Annotated in this window: 14 protein-coding genes and 1 riboswitch; of the genes, 8 read left to right on the top strand and 6 right to left on the bottom strand. The window is 30.2% G+C overall.

Going from position 1 to position 16,793, the window contains the following annotated elements:
• Positions 1-21: 21 nt before the first annotated feature.
• A complete protein-coding gene (locus ACFWTK_RS07285; protein WP_415875349.1) occupies positions 22-1,158 on the bottom strand; it encodes an aminotransferase class V-fold PLP-dependent enzyme in 1,137 nt (378 codons plus the stop codon).
• A 183-nt stretch (positions 1,159-1,341) separates the two neighbouring features.
• A riboswitch (purine riboswitch) is annotated at positions 1,342-1,439 on the top strand.
• 174 nt (positions 1,440-1,613) lie between these two features.
• Here ACFWTK_RS07285 and guaB point away from each other — a divergent pair.
• Entirely contained in the window at positions 1,614-3,068 is a 1,455-nt protein-coding gene (gene guaB / locus ACFWTK_RS07280; protein WP_415875348.1) for an IMP dehydrogenase, read from the top strand.
• 88 nt (positions 3,069-3,156) lie between these two features.
• On the top strand, positions 3,157-4,689 hold the full coding sequence (gene guaA, locus ACFWTK_RS07275; RefSeq protein WP_415875347.1) for a glutamine-hydrolyzing GMP synthase: 1,533 nt from the start codon (positions 3,157-3,159) through the stop codon (positions 4,687-4,689).
• Positions 4,690-4,764: 75 nt separating this feature from the next.
• On the opposite strand, the gene ACFWTK_RS07270 is transcribed toward guaA, so the two are convergent.
• Both ACFWTK_RS07270 and ACFWTK_RS07265 read right to left on the bottom strand, forming a co-directional pair.
• The gene (locus ACFWTK_RS07270; protein ID WP_415875493.1) at positions 4,765-5,823 is read right to left on the bottom strand and encodes a tyrosine-type recombinase/integrase; all 1,059 of its coding nucleotides are present in this window, start codon (positions 5,821-5,823) and stop codon (positions 4,765-4,767) included.
• Between the two features lie 34 nt (positions 5,824-5,857).
• A complete protein-coding gene (locus ACFWTK_RS07265) occupies positions 5,858-6,355 on the bottom strand; it encodes a helix-turn-helix domain-containing protein (RefSeq protein ID WP_415875346.1) in 498 nt (165 codons plus the stop codon).
• Positions 6,356-6,503: 148 nt separating this feature from the next.
• Between ACFWTK_RS07265 and ACFWTK_RS07260 the strand changes: the two genes are divergently transcribed.
• The 4 genes from ACFWTK_RS07260 (at position 6,504) to ACFWTK_RS07245 (ending at position 9,419) form a co-directional block, all read left to right on the top strand.
• Positions 6,504-6,722, top strand: a complete 219-nt coding sequence (locus ACFWTK_RS07260) for a helix-turn-helix domain-containing protein (RefSeq protein WP_415875345.1) — start codon at positions 6,504-6,506, stop codon at positions 6,720-6,722.
• Positions 6,723-6,774: 52 nt separating this feature from the next.
• Complete coding sequence (locus tag ACFWTK_RS07255; RefSeq protein WP_415875344.1) at positions 6,775-6,975, top strand: transcriptional regulator; 201 nt, start codon at positions 6,775-6,777, stop codon at positions 6,973-6,975.
• Positions 6,976-7,177: 202 nt separating this feature from the next.
• Positions 7,178-7,636: a hypothetical protein gene (locus ACFWTK_RS07250; protein WP_415875343.1), complete on the top strand. Its 459-nt coding sequence runs from the start codon at positions 7,178-7,180 to the stop codon at positions 7,634-7,636.
• Positions 7,637-8,267: 631 nt separating this feature from the next.
• On the top strand, positions 8,268-9,419 hold the full coding sequence (locus ACFWTK_RS07245; protein ID WP_415875342.1) for a hypothetical protein: 1,152 nt from the start codon (positions 8,268-8,270) through the stop codon (positions 9,417-9,419).
• Positions 9,420-9,976: 557 nt separating this feature from the next.
• Here the strand turns inward: ACFWTK_RS07245 and ACFWTK_RS07240 are convergent.
• The 3 genes from ACFWTK_RS07240 to ACFWTK_RS07230 form a co-directional block, all read right to left on the bottom strand.
• Positions 9,977-11,227: a transposase gene (locus ACFWTK_RS07240; RefSeq protein WP_415875341.1), complete on the bottom strand. Its 1,251-nt coding sequence runs from the start codon at positions 11,225-11,227 to the stop codon at positions 9,977-9,979.
• A 511-nt stretch (positions 11,228-11,738) separates the two neighbouring features.
• The gene (locus ACFWTK_RS07235) at positions 11,739-12,218 is read right to left on the bottom strand and encodes a PadR family transcriptional regulator (protein WP_415875340.1); all 480 of its coding nucleotides are present in this window, start codon (positions 12,216-12,218) and stop codon (positions 11,739-11,741) included.
• Positions 12,219-12,993: 775 nt separating this feature from the next.
• A complete protein-coding gene (locus tag ACFWTK_RS07230) occupies positions 12,994-14,517 on the bottom strand; it encodes a homing endonuclease associated repeat-containing protein (RefSeq protein WP_415875339.1) in 1,524 nt (507 codons plus the stop codon).
• Between the two features lie 217 nt (positions 14,518-14,734).
• Between ACFWTK_RS07230 and ACFWTK_RS07225 the strand changes: the two genes are divergently transcribed.
• Together ACFWTK_RS07225 and ACFWTK_RS07220 are read left to right on the top strand one after the other, a co-directional pair.
• The gene (locus ACFWTK_RS07225; RefSeq protein ID WP_415874651.1) at positions 14,735-16,114 is read left to right on the top strand and encodes an IS1380 family transposase; all 1,380 of its coding nucleotides are present in this window, start codon (positions 14,735-14,737) and stop codon (positions 16,112-16,114) included.
• A gap of 291 nt (positions 16,115-16,405) precedes the next feature.
• Positions 16,406-16,789, top strand: coding sequence for a helix-turn-helix domain-containing protein (locus ACFWTK_RS07220; protein WP_415875338.1), 384 nt, complete (start codon positions 16,406-16,408; stop codon positions 16,787-16,789).
• Positions 16,790-16,793: the final 4 nt, after the last annotated feature.

Here is a 16,793-nt window from a genome sequence, read left to right as displayed (position 1 = left end):
AAAATAAGCCATAGATAAATATCAAAGCTTTGATAATTCATCTATGGCTTTAATAGCAGTATTTACTTCTTCAGTTGTATTGAAGTAAGAAAAACTAAACCTAACAGCACCTTGATTTTGTGTACCTAATGCTTTGTGCATTAATGGTGCACAGTGAGCTCCTGCTCTAACAGCAATATCATAAGTGTTAGCTAGTTCTTCACTTATAGCATTAGAATCGAAATTCCTTAAATTTAAAGAAACTATTGGAGACCTTACATAGTTTGAGAAATCTCCATAAACTTTAACACCGTCAATGTCTTTTACACCATTATAAAATTGCCACATTAGCTTCAATTCATGTTCTCTTATGTTTTCAATTCCAGTATTAAAAATAAACTCTATGCCAGCTAAAAGTCCAGCAATGCTATGACTATTAATGGTTCCAGCTTCCAGCATGTCAGGCATGGTGTTTGGATGAGATGTAGAATAAGAATTGCTTCCACTTCCACCAAGTTTTAAAGGGCGTATATTTATATTATCTTTAATGCATATTCCACCAGTCCCTTGTGGACCATAAAGAGACTTATGACCAGTAAAGCAGAGTATATCCACGTTATCTGCTTCCATATCTATATGGAAAACACCAGCAGTTTGGGAAGCATCTAGGATAAATAATAAACCATGTTTTTTGCAAATTCTGCCTATATTTTTTATGTCTATTAAATTTCCAGTTAAGTTTGATGCATGAGTGCATATGATAGCTCTAGTATTTGATTTTATTTTATCTTCTATTTCAGCATAATCTATATTCCCAAGATTATCACATTTAGCAATAGAAACTTCAACGCCTTTTTTTTCAATGGCATAAATAGGCCTAAGCACAGAGTTATGTTCCATTTCTGTTGTTATTATATGTTCTCCTGCACTAAAAGAACCATTTATGGCTATATTTAGGCTTTCTGTAGAATTTGAAGTAAAGGCAACATTTAAAGGATTAGATAAATTAAAAAGTCTTGCTATTTTCTCACGGGCATTATATACAACTCTTGAAGCATCTAAGGATAATGCATAAGAACCTCTTGAAGGATTACCCAAGGTATTTATGGCATTATATACAGCAAGAGATACCTGAGGGGGTTTTGGAAAACTTGTTGATGCGTTATCAAAATAAATCATGCTACATACCTCTTTTTAAGAATATATAAGTATTATTAATTTCATCAATTAATATACTAACACAATTTTTGAATATTTTATCAATCTACAATATAAAAAATTTGCAAGAATATTGTCAGAAAACGGTTTTAAACGATTGACAAAATGTAAAAACTCAACTAAAATAGACATAACTTAAAATTAAATAGAAATTATAAATTCACTTATATATCCCTTGAATATGGCAAGGAGTCTCTACCGGAAGCCGTAAATTTCCGACTATTAGTGGATTATTGCATATGAAATTTTTATTTTTATGCATTAGTCTTGCTTTTAGATATAGAGGTGGGACTAATGCATTTTTTGTTATCCAATAACATGGGACAATCTTAATGATGAAAATATTTTAATAAAATGTTTTAAATTTGTACGAAAGTGTGATAAAAAACAAATAATTTGAAGGGAAGTTGGTTATAGTGGCAATTATATTAAAACAAGCTTATACATTTGATGATGTATTGTTAGTACCAAACAAATCAGAGGTTTTGCCAAAGGATGTTACTCTAAAAACTAATTTAACTAAAAAAATAAAGTTGAATATTCCTATAATGAGTGCAGGAATGGATACGGTTACTGAATCTAAAATGGCAATAGCTATAGCAAGAGAAGGTGGAATAGGTATAATCCATAAAAACATGAGCATAGAAAAACAAGCTATTGAAGTAGACAAGGTTAAAAGACAGGAAAATGGCGTAATAACAGATCCATTTCACTTATCACCAGATAACACTGTGGAAGAAGCTCTAAGTCTAATGGCTAAGTACAGAATATCTGGAATTCCTATAACAGTAGGAGGAAAACTTGTAGGAATTATTACAAATAGAGACATAGCTTTTGAAACTAATTATAGCCAGCCTATAAAGAACATAATGACTAGTGAAAATTTAATTACTGCTCCAGAAAATACTACAGTTGAAGAAGCTAAGGAAATATTAAAAAAGCATAAAATAGAAAAATTGCCTTTAGTAGATGAAGAAAATAATCTAAAAGGTCTTATAACAATAAAGGATATTGAGAAAGTAAGACAATTTCCAAATGCAGCAAAGGATGAAAGAGGAAGATTATTATGCGGTGCTGCAGTAGGTGTTACTAAAGATATGATGGATAGAGTAGATGCTTTAGTACAAGCTAAGGTTGATGTTATTACAGTAGATACTGCTCATGGACATTCAAAAGGAGTATTGCTTGCAGTAAAACAAATCAAAGAAAAGTATCCAGAACTTCAGGTTATAGCAGGAAATGTGGCTACAGCAGAAGCTGCAAAAGACTTAATAGAAGCAGGAGCAGATTGCATAAAGGTTGGTATAGGACCAGGTTCAATATGCACTACAAGAGTAGTTGCTGGTGTTGGAGTGCCTCAACTTACTGCTGTTATGGACTGCGTGGAGGAAGCAAACAAATATGGAATTCCTGTTGTTGCAGATGGAGGAATTAAGTACTCAGGAGATATTGTTAAAGCTTTAGCTGCAGGAGCTAAGGCGGTTATGATGGGATCAATGCTTGCAGGATGTGAAGAAGCACCAGGAGATGTAGAGATATTCCAAGGAAGAAGTTACAAGGTATATAGAGGAATGGGTTCTTTAAGTGCTATGGCATGTGGAAGTAAGGATAGATATTTCCAAGAAGATGCTAAAAAGTTAGTTCCAGAAGGTGTAGAAGGAAGAGTTCCATATAAAGGTCTTGTTTCAGATACTATATATCAACTTATTGGAGGAATACGTTCAGGAATGGGTTATTTAGGCGCACCTACATTAGAGGACTTATTTAAGAATGCTAGATTTGTAGTACAAACTTCAGCAGGACTTAGAGAAAGTCATCCTCATGATATATCAATAACTAAAGAAGCACCAAACTATAGTACACAGCTATAATATAAAATTTACAATTATGCTTTAATAGAAACTTAATTTTAGTAGTTTTAAAAATAGGTAAAAATAAAAAACAAAGGAGATAGACCTTATGAAGAATGAGTTAGTTCTTGTGGTGGACTTTGGAGGACAATATAATCAGCTTATTGCAAGAAGAGTTAGGGAACACAATGTGTACTGCGAAATAGTTCCTTATACAACTTCTGTAGAAGACATAAAAAGTAAGAATCCTAAAGGAATAATTTTTACAGGTGGACCTAACAGTGTATATGGTGATGGAGCTCCAAGAGTAGACAGAGAAATCTTTGAATTAGGAATACCTGTCCTTGGTATATGCTATGGACATCAGTTAACTGCTTACACATTAGGTGGAAAGGTTGAAAGCCCTGAAATTAGAGAATACGGGAAAACTGAAGTTAAGATTAACAATAAATCAGAGTTGTTCAAAGGCATAGATGAAGTTGACCAATCATGGATGAGCCATACGGATTATGTATCACAAATTCCAGAAGGCTTTGAAATAATAGCAACAACAGATCAATGTCCTGTAGCTGCTATGGAAAATAAGGAAAGAAAAATATATGGAGTTCAATTCCACCCAGAAGTAGAGCATACTCTATTTGGACAAAAAATGCTTTCTAATTTCTTATTTAACATCTGTAAACTTAAAGGCGATTGGTCTATGGCTTCTTTTGCAGAAGATAAGGTAAGAGAGATCAAAGAATTGGTTGGAGATAAAAAAGTACTTTGTGCATTATCTGGTGGAGTAGATTCCTCAGTGGCAGCAGTACTTGTTCATAAGGCTGTAGGCAAACAATTAACTTGTGTTTTTGTTGATCATGGTCTTCTTAGAAAAGATGAGGGAGATCAGGTAGAAGAAATATTTAAGAAACAATTTGACATGAATTTAATAAGAGTCAATGCTCAAGATAGATTTTTAGGAAAACTTAAAGGAGTAAGTGATCCAGAGAGAAAGAGAAAAATAATCGGTGAAGAGTTTATAAGAGTATTTGAAGAAGAGGCTAACAAACTTGGACAAATAGATTTCCTTGTGCAAGGTACTATATATCCAGATGTAGTTGAAAGCGGAACTAATACATCAGCCACCATAAAGAGCCATCATAATGTTGGAGGACTTCCAGAAGATATGCAGTTCTCTTTAATTGAACCTTTAAGAGAATTGTTTAAGGATGAAGTTAGAGCAGTGGGAGAAGAACTTGGAATTCCACATCATCTAGTATGGAGACAACCTTTCCCAGGACCAGGTCTTGCTATAAGAGTTCTAGGAGAAGTTACAGAAGAAAAGTTATTTATAACTAGAGAAGCGGATGCAATATTCAGAGAAGAGATTGCAAAAGCAGGACTTGAGGGTAAGATATGGCAGTACTTTGCATGTCTACCTAACATTCAGTCAGTAGGTGTAATGGGAGATGAGAGAACTTACTGCCATACTGTAGCATTAAGAGCAGTAACATCCTCTGACGCTATGACTTCTGACTGGGCTAGAATTCCTTACGAGGTCTTAGATAAGGTTTCAAGAAGGATAGTTAATGAAGTTAAAGGAGTAAACAGAATTGTTTACGATATAACTTCTAAACCACCTGCAACTATTGAGTGGGAATAATATATATAAAGTTCGCAAGCCTTATAAAATAAGGGTTTGCGGACTTTTCTTTTATGCTGTGATTCTAATTTGATTCTACTTTAATTTTTCAAGAGCATCTACTACTTTATTTTGCTTGTTAGGATACAAATGAGAGTATGTATTTAATGTAGTTTCTACCTTTTCGTGTCCCAATCGCTCTGCTATTATTAATGGGATTACACCTAGCTCAACTAATAAGGAGGCATGGCTATGCCTCAGATCATGGAGCCTGATTCTTTTAACGTTGGCTTTTTTACAGCCTCTATCCATTTCATGATGCAAGAAGTACTTAGTGAATGGAAAGATTCTATCTTTAGGCTTAATATCGTAAAGTGTGTTAACATAGCTCTTTAAATCTTCACATAAGAAATCTGTTATCGGTATGACTCTATTGCTCTTAGGTGTTTTAGGAGCTGTTACGACATCTTCTTTTCCTAATCTTTGTATTGATTTATTAATAGTTATAGTCTTGTTATCAAAGTCTATATCAGCTAAAGTAAGAGCCATTAATTCTCCAATTCTCATGCCTGTCCAATATAAAGTTTCAAAAGCTATTTTGGATTGAGGCTTGTCTTCTACACATTCTATGAACCTCATGTATTCTTCTTTTGTCCAAAACAGCATCTCTTCTGCATTTTTCTTACCCATACTGCCAGCTTTATGGCAAGGATTCTCCTTTAAATCATAGTACTTAACAGCATAATTAAATATAGCAACTAACTGATTGTTAATTGCTTTAAGGTAGGTTTCAGAATAGTCCTTTTCATCCTTCATCAACTTATTTTGCCACTTTCTTATATGTGTAGCCTTAATTGTATTTATAGGCATGTTTTTAAAGTAAGGAAGGATCTTTAGCTCTATCATATATTTCTTATTAGCTATAGTAGACTTCCTAAGCCTATTCTCCATATCTTCAAAATATAATTCAACTAAAGATCCAAAGGACATATCAGGATTGGCCTGCTGTTTACTCAGAAACTCTCTTTCCCACTCTAATGCTTCTCCCTTTTTCTTAAAACCTCTTTTAAGTTTCTTCTTCTTTTCACCTGTCCAAGTAGTGTAATAAAACTGCACATACCAGGTGCTTTGTTTTTCATCTTTATACGCAGGAATAATAATCACCCCCTTAAATAGCAGGATAATAATATTATTGATATTTCTTTATTAGTTCCAACAACATGAATTTCATATATGACTTAAAATGTTCGCGTAAGTTTTCAAAATCATGTATAGGAACTTTTACAGTAGTATTATTATATGTTATTAAATAACATGTTTCTTTTATATCACAATTTGCACAATATCTTTCTGTGTCATTTGATTTGCAACTAATAACTTCGGGGTTATCTTCTTTAATACAATTAATCTCTTCCAAATTACATCCAAGTAATTTTAATTCTTCTTTGAATAATCTTAAATCATCTAACTGTTTCTGAAGTTTATCATATCCAAGTAGGTAGGTAACAGTTGTATCTAAAGTTTCTGCAATCTTTTCTACAATACTATGAGGTATTTCCACATCTCCGCTTTCATATTTCTGTATTGAACTAAGTGATTTATCTAATATGTTGGCTAATTGAGTTTGGGTAATATTTTTGTTCTTTCTCTTTTCTTTTATGCGGCTGCCTATTGTTTCTTTATTCATTCATTTCACCACCTTCATGAAATAATATAACATTATACGTAATTAAATTCAATAAAAAGTATAAAAAAATATTTACAAGTGTAATTTAGTTATATATAATTTAGTTAAGTTAAAATTATATATTAAGTTATAAATGAGTAATTTAATTATGCAAGAAAGAGGCGATGACATGAGAATTGATAACAAAAAATTTGAAATTGCTATGGCAGAGGCATGCCTAAGTGTAAATGAACTTTCAAAACAGTCTGGAGTTAACATCGTTACGTTAACTAAATTAAGAAAGGGCAAACAGGAATTAATGCCTAAAACAGTAGGAAAGATTTCAAAAGCATTAGGTGTTCCGGTGGAAGAACTTATTGAAAAATAATAATATTTAAAAGTATCAATTTTGGTAATACGTATTAGGAGGCATGAGAAAAATGAGCTATTTAACAGTTACAGATGTTAGAAGGATTTTGGGAATAAGTGCATCAAAAGCATATGTGATAATTAGACAGCTTAATAATGAATTAAAGGAAAAAGGATATATTGTTGTTGCTGGTAAGGTACCTAAAAAGTTCTTTATGGAAAAGTATTATTGTGATGCAGATGAATTAAAAGAAGAACTGAAGGCTATGTGATTGTAGAAAGCAGATAGCCTTCTTAGATGTCAAATCCGACATTTGGTATAAAGGAATGATTTATATACTTTGTTTTATATGGTTTGAAGTTTAACTGATTTAATATATTTAATTATTAGAAGCGTGTAAGAATTAAAGGCTCTTTTGCAATTGTTGCAGAGAGTCTAAATTTAACTTTAAAGCTGCAAAAGGAGAAATATTCATGCATTGCATATTTGAATGTAAAGAAGAATGTACTGTGGTTTCACCTGTTCTTGCAAAAGCCATAGGTCTTAATGAAGCCATAATTCTTCAAAAGCTTAATGACTTAATAGAGTTGAATAAGAATGATAGTAGATATTTAAAAGAAGGGTCAATTTGGACTAATCAATCTGTAGCAGCTTTATGTGAGAAATACTTTTCTTATATGAGTTTAAGTACTGTGAAAAGAGCTATATCCAAATTGAAGAAGCTGAAATTGATAAAGATAAAGAGATTTTATAGTGAAGAAGCAAAGAGTAATACTAATTGGTATTCCTTAAATTATGAAACCATTGAAAACATGATTGTAATAGAAAATAAGACTACAGAGCTGGAAGAGTCATTTGTTTTAGGAAAGGGTCAAAATGAACCAATAACTGATGAGTTATTGATTAGGGAATTAGAAGAGATAGAAATATAAAGATTAGTTGACAAGAAGCTTATGCAAGAAAAAATAACAGGTTCAAAATGATCTAATTTATGGATGAATAAAGTAAGATGAGGTATCTTGATATTTTTAAAAGTGATGAAAAATCATTAATAGATAATAGACAAGTTTCAAAGATTATAGGTGAGTAGTATGAGCATTAATTTGGAGGTATCAGAAATTATATAAAAACTACTATGACTCTACAATTTTGCAGAGTCATAGTATTTTTGCATAAAGTGTTCACATAAATATTTAAAATAAAGATAAGCTTTTTTATTTATTAACTAAATTAGAATTATACTTAGTATTAAATATCATGATAGGAGAAAAGATTTTTTATTTACGCAGCATATATTACAAAATTTTATGAAATGCAGGAGCAACTTAAGTTAAAGGGATTAAATTTTACACAAACATATGCTGATGCTTTAAGGTCCGCTGCGGAAATAGAAGAGAGAAGATAAAATAAATGGGAGTTAAATTTCCAGTAAAAGAGCATTCTCTCTATGGGGTGACCTTTATTACTATATAGATATACTATATAAAGCTAGTAATATCAATGGCTTTGAAGCATTTTGAGTGCTTCAAAGCCTAACTGGAAATTAGCATAGGAGGTACTGATATGGCAATAGATAAAGTAAGCACATATATAACCAATGTTTCTCTAGTTAAGGATAGATTATTTGAAGAGAGATATAGGGAGAATTGGTTTTATAAAGAGAATTATAATAGATGTCTTTCTTATTATTACAAGTATATAGATGGAATCTTCCTCAAATATATGCCTATGCATAAGGATGATCTTCTTTATATTGATTTTAATCCTGTTTATCTTCTTCAAAATGATAATATAGCTTCTATATACTCCTGCAATATACAGCAGCTGCATAGTATTATTAGAGATAAATTGAAAGGGGTATTAGATATAAGTGTAGTGCCTAATCTTAGATATTGGATGGTTTCTTATTATGAGAATAACATAAATATCATTAGAGACAGCGATGAGATTAAGGCACTATATAATGTGATTTCGAAGTTAGAAAACATAGGTAAGTTGAAGAAAGATATAAGTGAAGAAGGTGGTACTATATATTTTTTTAATGGGAAAGATATGGATAACAGTGATTTCATAATTAGGATATACTTAAAGCTTAGACAAATATCTAATACGAATCCAGAAAAGCAAATAGATGATTATTATGATAGTGATTTAGTATGTTTAAAATCTGGACAGGATATACTGCGCATAGAAGTTTCTTTAAAAAGAGATAGAATATATAAGCTTTTTAAACCTATTGTAACAAAGTTTACGAGCGATGGGAAAGCTACGGAGATTGAAATAGAACCTTCCTCAAGACCTGTAGCTATATTAGAGGAAGTATTCGATTTTAACAGCCAGGTAAATATTATGAATAAGGTTTTAAAACTACTTCACTTAGATAAGACAATGACTACAAAGATTAAACTTTTCTCAGTTATAAATGGTAGTAGTTTAAGTAAAAATGAGAAGCATACAGCTAAATTGGTATTGAATTATTTAAATAAAGTACCACATATTAAAGTACCTGCAGAATCTACAATATTGAAGTATAAAAGATGGATATTATCAAAAGGATATCATTATATATATGCTGATGTTGAGATAAAGCCTATTTCCATAGACGATATAATAAAACAGCTCCCAAAGAAACAACAGGATTGTATAAAAGTATATAGAAACAGTAATATTTATTATGATCTTTGGAGTAGCTATATGCCCTCTAGAATATATTGAATTAGCATAGGTAAGGTAAAAGTATATCTTATGATTAGAATGCCTTAAATAAAGCGTATAACGCGTTAAAGAGCATTATATGTCATAACAAATCCTTACCACAAATCAAGTTAGTAATTAAAAGAATGAGCATAATTCAATTTTGGAGTTTGCTAAAGACAAATGATTTTAAAATGTAGTCTAAACTACATTGCCAGTATTTTTAGTTTTAATATTCCTTTTAACTTTTAGCTATAAAAGTAGTAGGGAGAAAAATCTAAAAACGTGTAGGGTTTAGCTTTAATAATTACTTCTAAGTTACAGTACTTCTGAGAAGCAGGTATTATATATAGCTTGGCTCATTTTGAACCTGTCATAAGTATTACATAGCAATGTTTATAATTATTAAGCAGAGATTTCGCATCTAATTTCCAGTAAAGCTTTTTTCTTTATAGGAAATTAGATTTTTTCTATTTTATTGAAATTTTGGAAGGGAAAAAGGCCGTAGGCCATGTATATAGATACACCTTCCCCCTCCCCATCATAATGAAAAGCTGTATTTCCAATTTTATTATCGACTATGCAGTGTTAAAAATTGGATTAATCCAATTCATAATTATCAACATTTCATCTTTCAAATCTTCTATTATATTTATCTGCAAAAGCCTTTTTTCTCTGAATCCTCGAATGTTTCTAAAAAAGTATAATTGGGTTAAGTTAAAGGCTATTATCATGAATCCAACTATAGCCTCTATGCCCGTAGGGCTATGCAAATAGCAATGATCAAAATGACACTCTGTTTTCAATTGGTGAAATACATTATTTTCAATGTCCCACCTTTTATGAATTATCTTCCATATAGTCTCAGTACAAATATTTTTGTTGGTGGTTACAATCCAGACTTCTTTTAACTCTTTCTTATCGCCTTCATGAATCTCCTCTAAAAATCTTATAAATCTTACCTTAATATCCATACCAGTCATTTCAAATCCATCATCATCCCAAGCACTAACAATAATTTTCTTTGTGCTTCCCTCATTTACTATCCATTGTTTGTTAGCCTCACGGCTTTGAAACAATCCTAATGCGTCTTTAACAATATGAAGCCTTTCATCTTTTACTCTAACAACTGCATCCATTCCAATTGCAAGGACTTCTTTAATCCATGATGCTTTGCAATACAAAGCATCTGTAACTATAACATCTGCAAAGTGATGAAATTTTTCATAAAGCTTTCTAATGAGTCTTTTACCTCCGGTAATTTCACCCTCATCTTTATCAGAACAATCTTTTTTAGGTTCTAACATTTCATAACCCAATACAGTATGGGGATCAGAACCCACAGTTGCACAAACAACTGCTCTGTGGAAGTAATGAGTTATTCCTTGTTTATCAACACGGGTAAGGCATTTTTCACAGCTCTTTTTAGTACTTTCAAATATCTCAACTCCATCAATAGCGGCAACCTTTATTCCATCTACTGTACCGTTCCTAAATACCTTATTTTTAAATATAGTTTTTATTATATGATCATGCATATCATTCAAACTGTTTATATCAAAACTACTTAAGGAACGCCTAACGGCGTCAATATGGGGCAATCTTGTTTTCTTTGGAAATAAATTTTTAAATCTTCCTTTTTCCAACCAATGTTCGAGTCTATTAAAACTTTTAAGTCTACAGATAAATGTGAACAGAACTATAAATGAAATAGTTGAAGTTTCAATTTGAGGATTTATTCTTCCATCTTTTAACCCCTTGATTTTTTCTCCAAGATGGTATACCTTAGAGAAGTAGGTGAGCATTTGTTTTAAATAACGCTTGTTCATCTCAAAACATCCTTTCTATTGGGTTTGTAGCAAAATTCATTATAGAAAGGATGTTTTCATTTTTAAACCCTAAATTTTTTCCAGTAAAAATCGGAATTTACATATTTCAATTATTATTCATCTAAACCATTACATATCAAGGGGCTACGCCCTATTTATTTTTTAATCTGCGAAACTTCTGATTATTAAGAATGTTTGTGTCATTTTGATACATTGGTTCATTTTGATCATCAGTATATCCTAGTGTTAAGAGAGCAGTTATAAAAACATCATCACAAAACACCAGAAGGTCATTTTGAACCAATTCTATGTTGATATATGTTTATAAACATTTGTAGATAAAGATTTATCTATATATATTTGTCTACCTTATAGACATTTGTAGATGATTATATAGGAATAGCCTTTTTGCTATTCCTATAAGAGCATAAGAATTTGGCTTTATGATAGTAAGTGGAATGGTACTTTTAGAGCTTACTGCTTAAGTCACTATAATAGCTATAAACGTATTTTAAGAAGTAGTTGTATCATTTTGATCCTCATTGAAACCATATATTTCTTCAATAAGTTTAGAGAAGAATTTATAGGATTCAATTATCATAGGCTTAAACTCCCTCATTTTTATTTCTAATTCGTCTCTTCCAAGCTCAGTAATGGCATAATACTTCTTATCTTCCTCTATCTTTATGTTCTCAATAAGGTTGTTTGCTGTGAGCTTATTTAAAATCGGATAGAGAGTTCCATGTGAGGGATTCCAAACAGAAGAACCTATTGTGTCTTGCAGGAATGCTAGTATTTCTTTGCCGTATAGGGGTCTGTTTTCTTTAGCTAGTACATGAAGGGTGTAGAAAGATAAGAAGTTTGAACTAGACATCTTGGTAGGGAAAAGTCTTGTGTACTCAGCCTTATAGTCATGTTTAGGGTTAATCTTTTTAAGGCCTTTCTTATTGATAAGATTTGAAGTTTTAATAGATTTTTCAGTTGATTTCATTATGAATCCTCCTTTAGATATAAATATTAATGGTTCATTCAGCACTTTAAATAAGGTTCAGTATTACAAAGACTTAAACATACCTATAAAAAGTTATAAAAGAACCACCAGTGCCCTGCTAAGGGCTAAATCTTTAATCTGCAAAAGGAAGATGAATAGTTAAAAAAGGTTTTATGGTATAAGCTAAATCAGATTAAACTGTTGTGAATTAAGCCGAAGGCTTTGGATAGGTCAAAATGAACCATGTAATTCTATAAAGGGGTGGGGCATGAAACTAAGAATTGGATTTTGATTTATATAGCCTGGTACCGGGAGAAAATATATATAATTTTATAACTATATAAGCGGATTGAAGCTAAATATTATTCAGATAGATATTTATATTTTTAAGTATTTTGGTATAATATTAATTGGATAGAGCCGTTGGCTTCTGTCAGTGCTGTAAAATTAATCCGAGAACAAGTAGTTCGAGCTACTTGTTTTCTTTTTAGTTATATATTTTCTTAAGATAAAATATAGTGATATTTGCTATTAGAGAATATCGAGAATACCCTATGTAAGGGGTGCGTCAAATTCGACGCAGGGGCTAGCATATGAGGACGTGTCCTGAAAAAAGTCTTCCTACTTAATATGATTAATACAGATAATAAATGCAAGAAACCAAACAAGTAATTAATTATGATAGAAATGATTATGTCGGATTTGACATCTATTTAATTTATACAAGAAAACAATCAGTTAATATAATTGCTTTCTTATATAAATTATGAACGTGTTACAATATATTGGATTCTATAAAGATATCATATATATTACCTAATTGATAAGGATAAATTACTATTAAATTTAAGTTTAGGTCTTTAGCTAAAGCTATTTTTTCATCGAGTCTCATTTTATATTTTGGTTTCTTATAAAGACCAGCGTACTCAACATATATGATATTGCCTAAAGTATCTTTTACTAGGAAATCACATCTTTTTAGTTTGCTTTTGTTAAATAAAGGATGATAAGGATATGGAATTTCTCTTTCATGATTTATATCGTTTTTAAACATAAAATTATCAATAAATGCTTCTTCGTAACTGTTACAAATATCCTTATCTAAACTTAAACATCTTTTTGAAAAAGCATTTCTAACTTCACAACATATTGGGGTCATTCCAAGTTCAACAATAGCATTATTAAAACTACCCCATATTCGTTTATAAGCTTTTAATGATGGAAAATCATTGTTATATCTAAATGAATTGGTCGAAGGGACTATTCCATAGGTTTCAATATATCTAATGATTTCTGAAATAAGAAAATCTTTATCTAAATATTTATTTGAAGGTAAGTCAGCAAATTTAAGAGCAGCTTCAAATGATCCAAAAACCTCATAATAAATTTTAGGGTGAGGTGAATTGTCTAGATTACGCAAATCGTTAAATGTCGGAACTCTACCAGTTTTAATATAAAAAGACTTCAGTCTTAAAGATAATTCTTCTTTATTATAAGATAATGGAGTCTTATTTTTAGGCTTAAATCCAAATTTAATAATAAGCGAATTAAAAGGCATACCAAACATTTTTTCAATTTCTTTTCTTGAAGGTTGATAACTGCATTGATCCCATTCTTTGCTGCCAGGAGTAGTGTTATTTTTGGTTATATGCTCTTTAATAGTTAGTATTATTAAGTCTTCTATTTTGGATTTATTTTGTAGGTGAAGTAAATTATTAATTTCGTCATTTGAATAGTTTAACTTTAAGAGAGCTTTTTTTATACCACCTAACTTGCCAAAGGATCTATATTCAGGGAAGCTTACATTTCTATTCAAACCAACTAAGTCTTTTTTTGAAGGAAGTCTACCATAGACTTTTATAAACTGATCTAATTTCATAAGCAAATAAGATTCAGAGTATCCCTTACTTGATATAGGTAAATCAGCTTCTATTAATACATCACTAATAGATTCAAAGTATTTATACAGGTTACTAATTGAAGGCAAGTATTTTAATCTTGTTGATTTCAAATCTTTAGTAGTAGGAATCTTATTAGTTTCTTTGTAAAACCGTCTAAATGCATTAATTATTTCTTCCCTGTTCAAAGGTGATTTAATAGAAAAAGAGGTTGAGAAACCTAAAGAATGTAATAATTCATTCAAACTCATATTAAGGTGTTTTCTAATTGTTCCACGGCTAGGAGTTAATTTTAAATTATCCCATTCCCTAGATGTTGGTGGATATCCTCTTAAAGTTATGAATTCATTTACTATAGAATATACTGAGTTTTTAATATCAGGTTTCATCCATGTATTCATAGTCATTCTCCTTGTATAGTACCATTTTTATTTATAGAGTATTGACTAATAAATACAAGAAAAATCATATTAAAATAATATTTAACTTGGATTCGGCAAGTAATGCCGAAAGGCATTGAAATTAAAGAATTTTTTGTTCAAAAAAATTAAAAGAAATCATCCCTTTTAAGTGTTAAAATATAATTGAAAAAAAACAAAACACAAAAGGGTGATTTCTATGAATAGTTTACAACAAAATCAAAAAAATTTAAAGAAGAAAATTAGATTTTTGAACATGAAAGCAAAATTCAATGATACCAAAGTTACTTCTGTAGCAACTTTTTCTTATGTGGAATCCTTTAAACAAATAATAGGATTACCAACTATTTTAGAAAAAGGCGTAACCTATAAGAAGGCCGCTAATTCTACTTTTAATACTGCAGAAATTATAGAATACATGATTGATGCAAATATTCTTGGTTTCTCAAGATTTATGCACATTGAAACATTAAGAAATGATGAAGGATATAAAAAGTTTAAAGGTGTAGATAAATTACCCAGTGAAAAAGTATGTAGAGATCTCTTAAAAGCTTTACCAACAGAAACTTTAGAAGAATTAAGAACTATAAATAAAAAAATACTTGACTTAAAGTCTTCAACTGAAGATGTACGCGAGGTTTGTATTAATATTGATGATACTGTTATAACTATCTTTGGTAATCAAGAAAAATCAGGAATAGGATATAATCCAAGGTACAATGGAAGACCATCATTTAAAGAAAAAGTTGGGTTTATTTCAGGAACTGATGAATTACTTAACATTACTCTTGAAAATGGTAGACACCATAGTAATTATAAATTTTTAGATTTCTTTAAGAGTTGTATAAACCAGCTTCCTTCAAGATATCTTCTTAAAAGAGTTAGACTTGATAGAGGTTTTTTTGATGAAGAAAACTTTTTATACTTTGAAGATAATGGAATAGAATATGTTGTTAAATGTAAAATGTATTCTACTGTTAAAATGATAATAGATTTTATAAATAATAATTCAAAGGATTATATATGGCACGATATAAGTTCTACTTTATCTGTTACGGAAATTACAGTTCCATTGCCTAAATGGCAAAGAGCAAGAAGATTTGTGATTATAAGAGAAAAAATTATTCCAAAAAATATGAATCAGTTAATGTTCGAAGAATGTAAATATAAATATCAAGCAATAGTAACAAATATAGATTATTTAACACCTGAAGAAATATTTCAAGATTATAATCAACGATGTGATGTTGAAAATAACATAGATGAAATAAAAGAAGGCTATGCCTTTAGCGAAAATAGTTTAGTAAATCATAAATGCAATGAATTGTACCTTTTAATAAAAATGATAGCATATAACATTCATAACTGGTTTAAACAGGCAATCATGCCTAAGGAAATACAACATCATGAAATTAGTACATTAAGGAGAATATTTTATAGAGTTTGTGGTAATGTTTGTGGTAGCAAATATTATAGATATTTAAGTTTTTCAAACAACTGCTTATTAGAAAAAATCATTACTTATATTCAAAAGCAAATAAATGTTTTTAGTAGAAAGATGATAGCAGTATACACTTAATAGTAAAATAAAAACAATAAATTACCTTAAAAATCCAAATGTTATTTGGGTTTATTAAGTATACTCAAAAAAAGACCTAACGGTATAAAATATCATAATAAATGTAAATTTATTCATAAAGAAAACAAAAATGGCAAGTAGAAACTTTTTTTAAATTTACTTGCCGAATTCAAGTTTAAGAATATATGTATAGTAATTGTGATAAATGATTACAATTATAAGGAACATATTGATGTTGGTAATAATATGGTGTAATATAATATTACAATAGTATGTTAGGAGGTATATTCTATGCTAACAAGTGTAATTATAGGTGGAAGAATAAAAGAATCTAGAGAAGATAAGAAGATAAGCCAACAGTTAATGGTAGATAGATTAAAAGATTTAGGTATATCAATGAGTAGAGAAACTTTAAGCAAAATAGAGAATGGCAACAGAACTGTATCTGCTGTTGAACTAAAAGCTATTTGCTCCGTATTAGATCTAGATGTAGAAACATTATTACAAGATAGTGAAGATGATAGTCTAGTTACCTTATTTAGAAAGAGAAACATGAATGAAGAAGCAATTAAAGGTGTAGAAACATTACAAGAGATGATTATGAGCTTTATGAATCAAAAGAAGATTTTAAATTCTAATACTATAACTAATGTAGAACCTTTATGGAGGAGCTAAGTTA

It is taken from the genome of Clostridium sp. (genome assembly GCF_047777555.1).
Taxonomy (GTDB): Bacteria; Bacillota; Clostridia; order Clostridiales; family Clostridiaceae; genus Clostridium_H.
The sequence above is the reverse complement of the archived record's forward strand: the minus strand, read 5'-3'. Positions and strand labels throughout refer to the sequence as shown.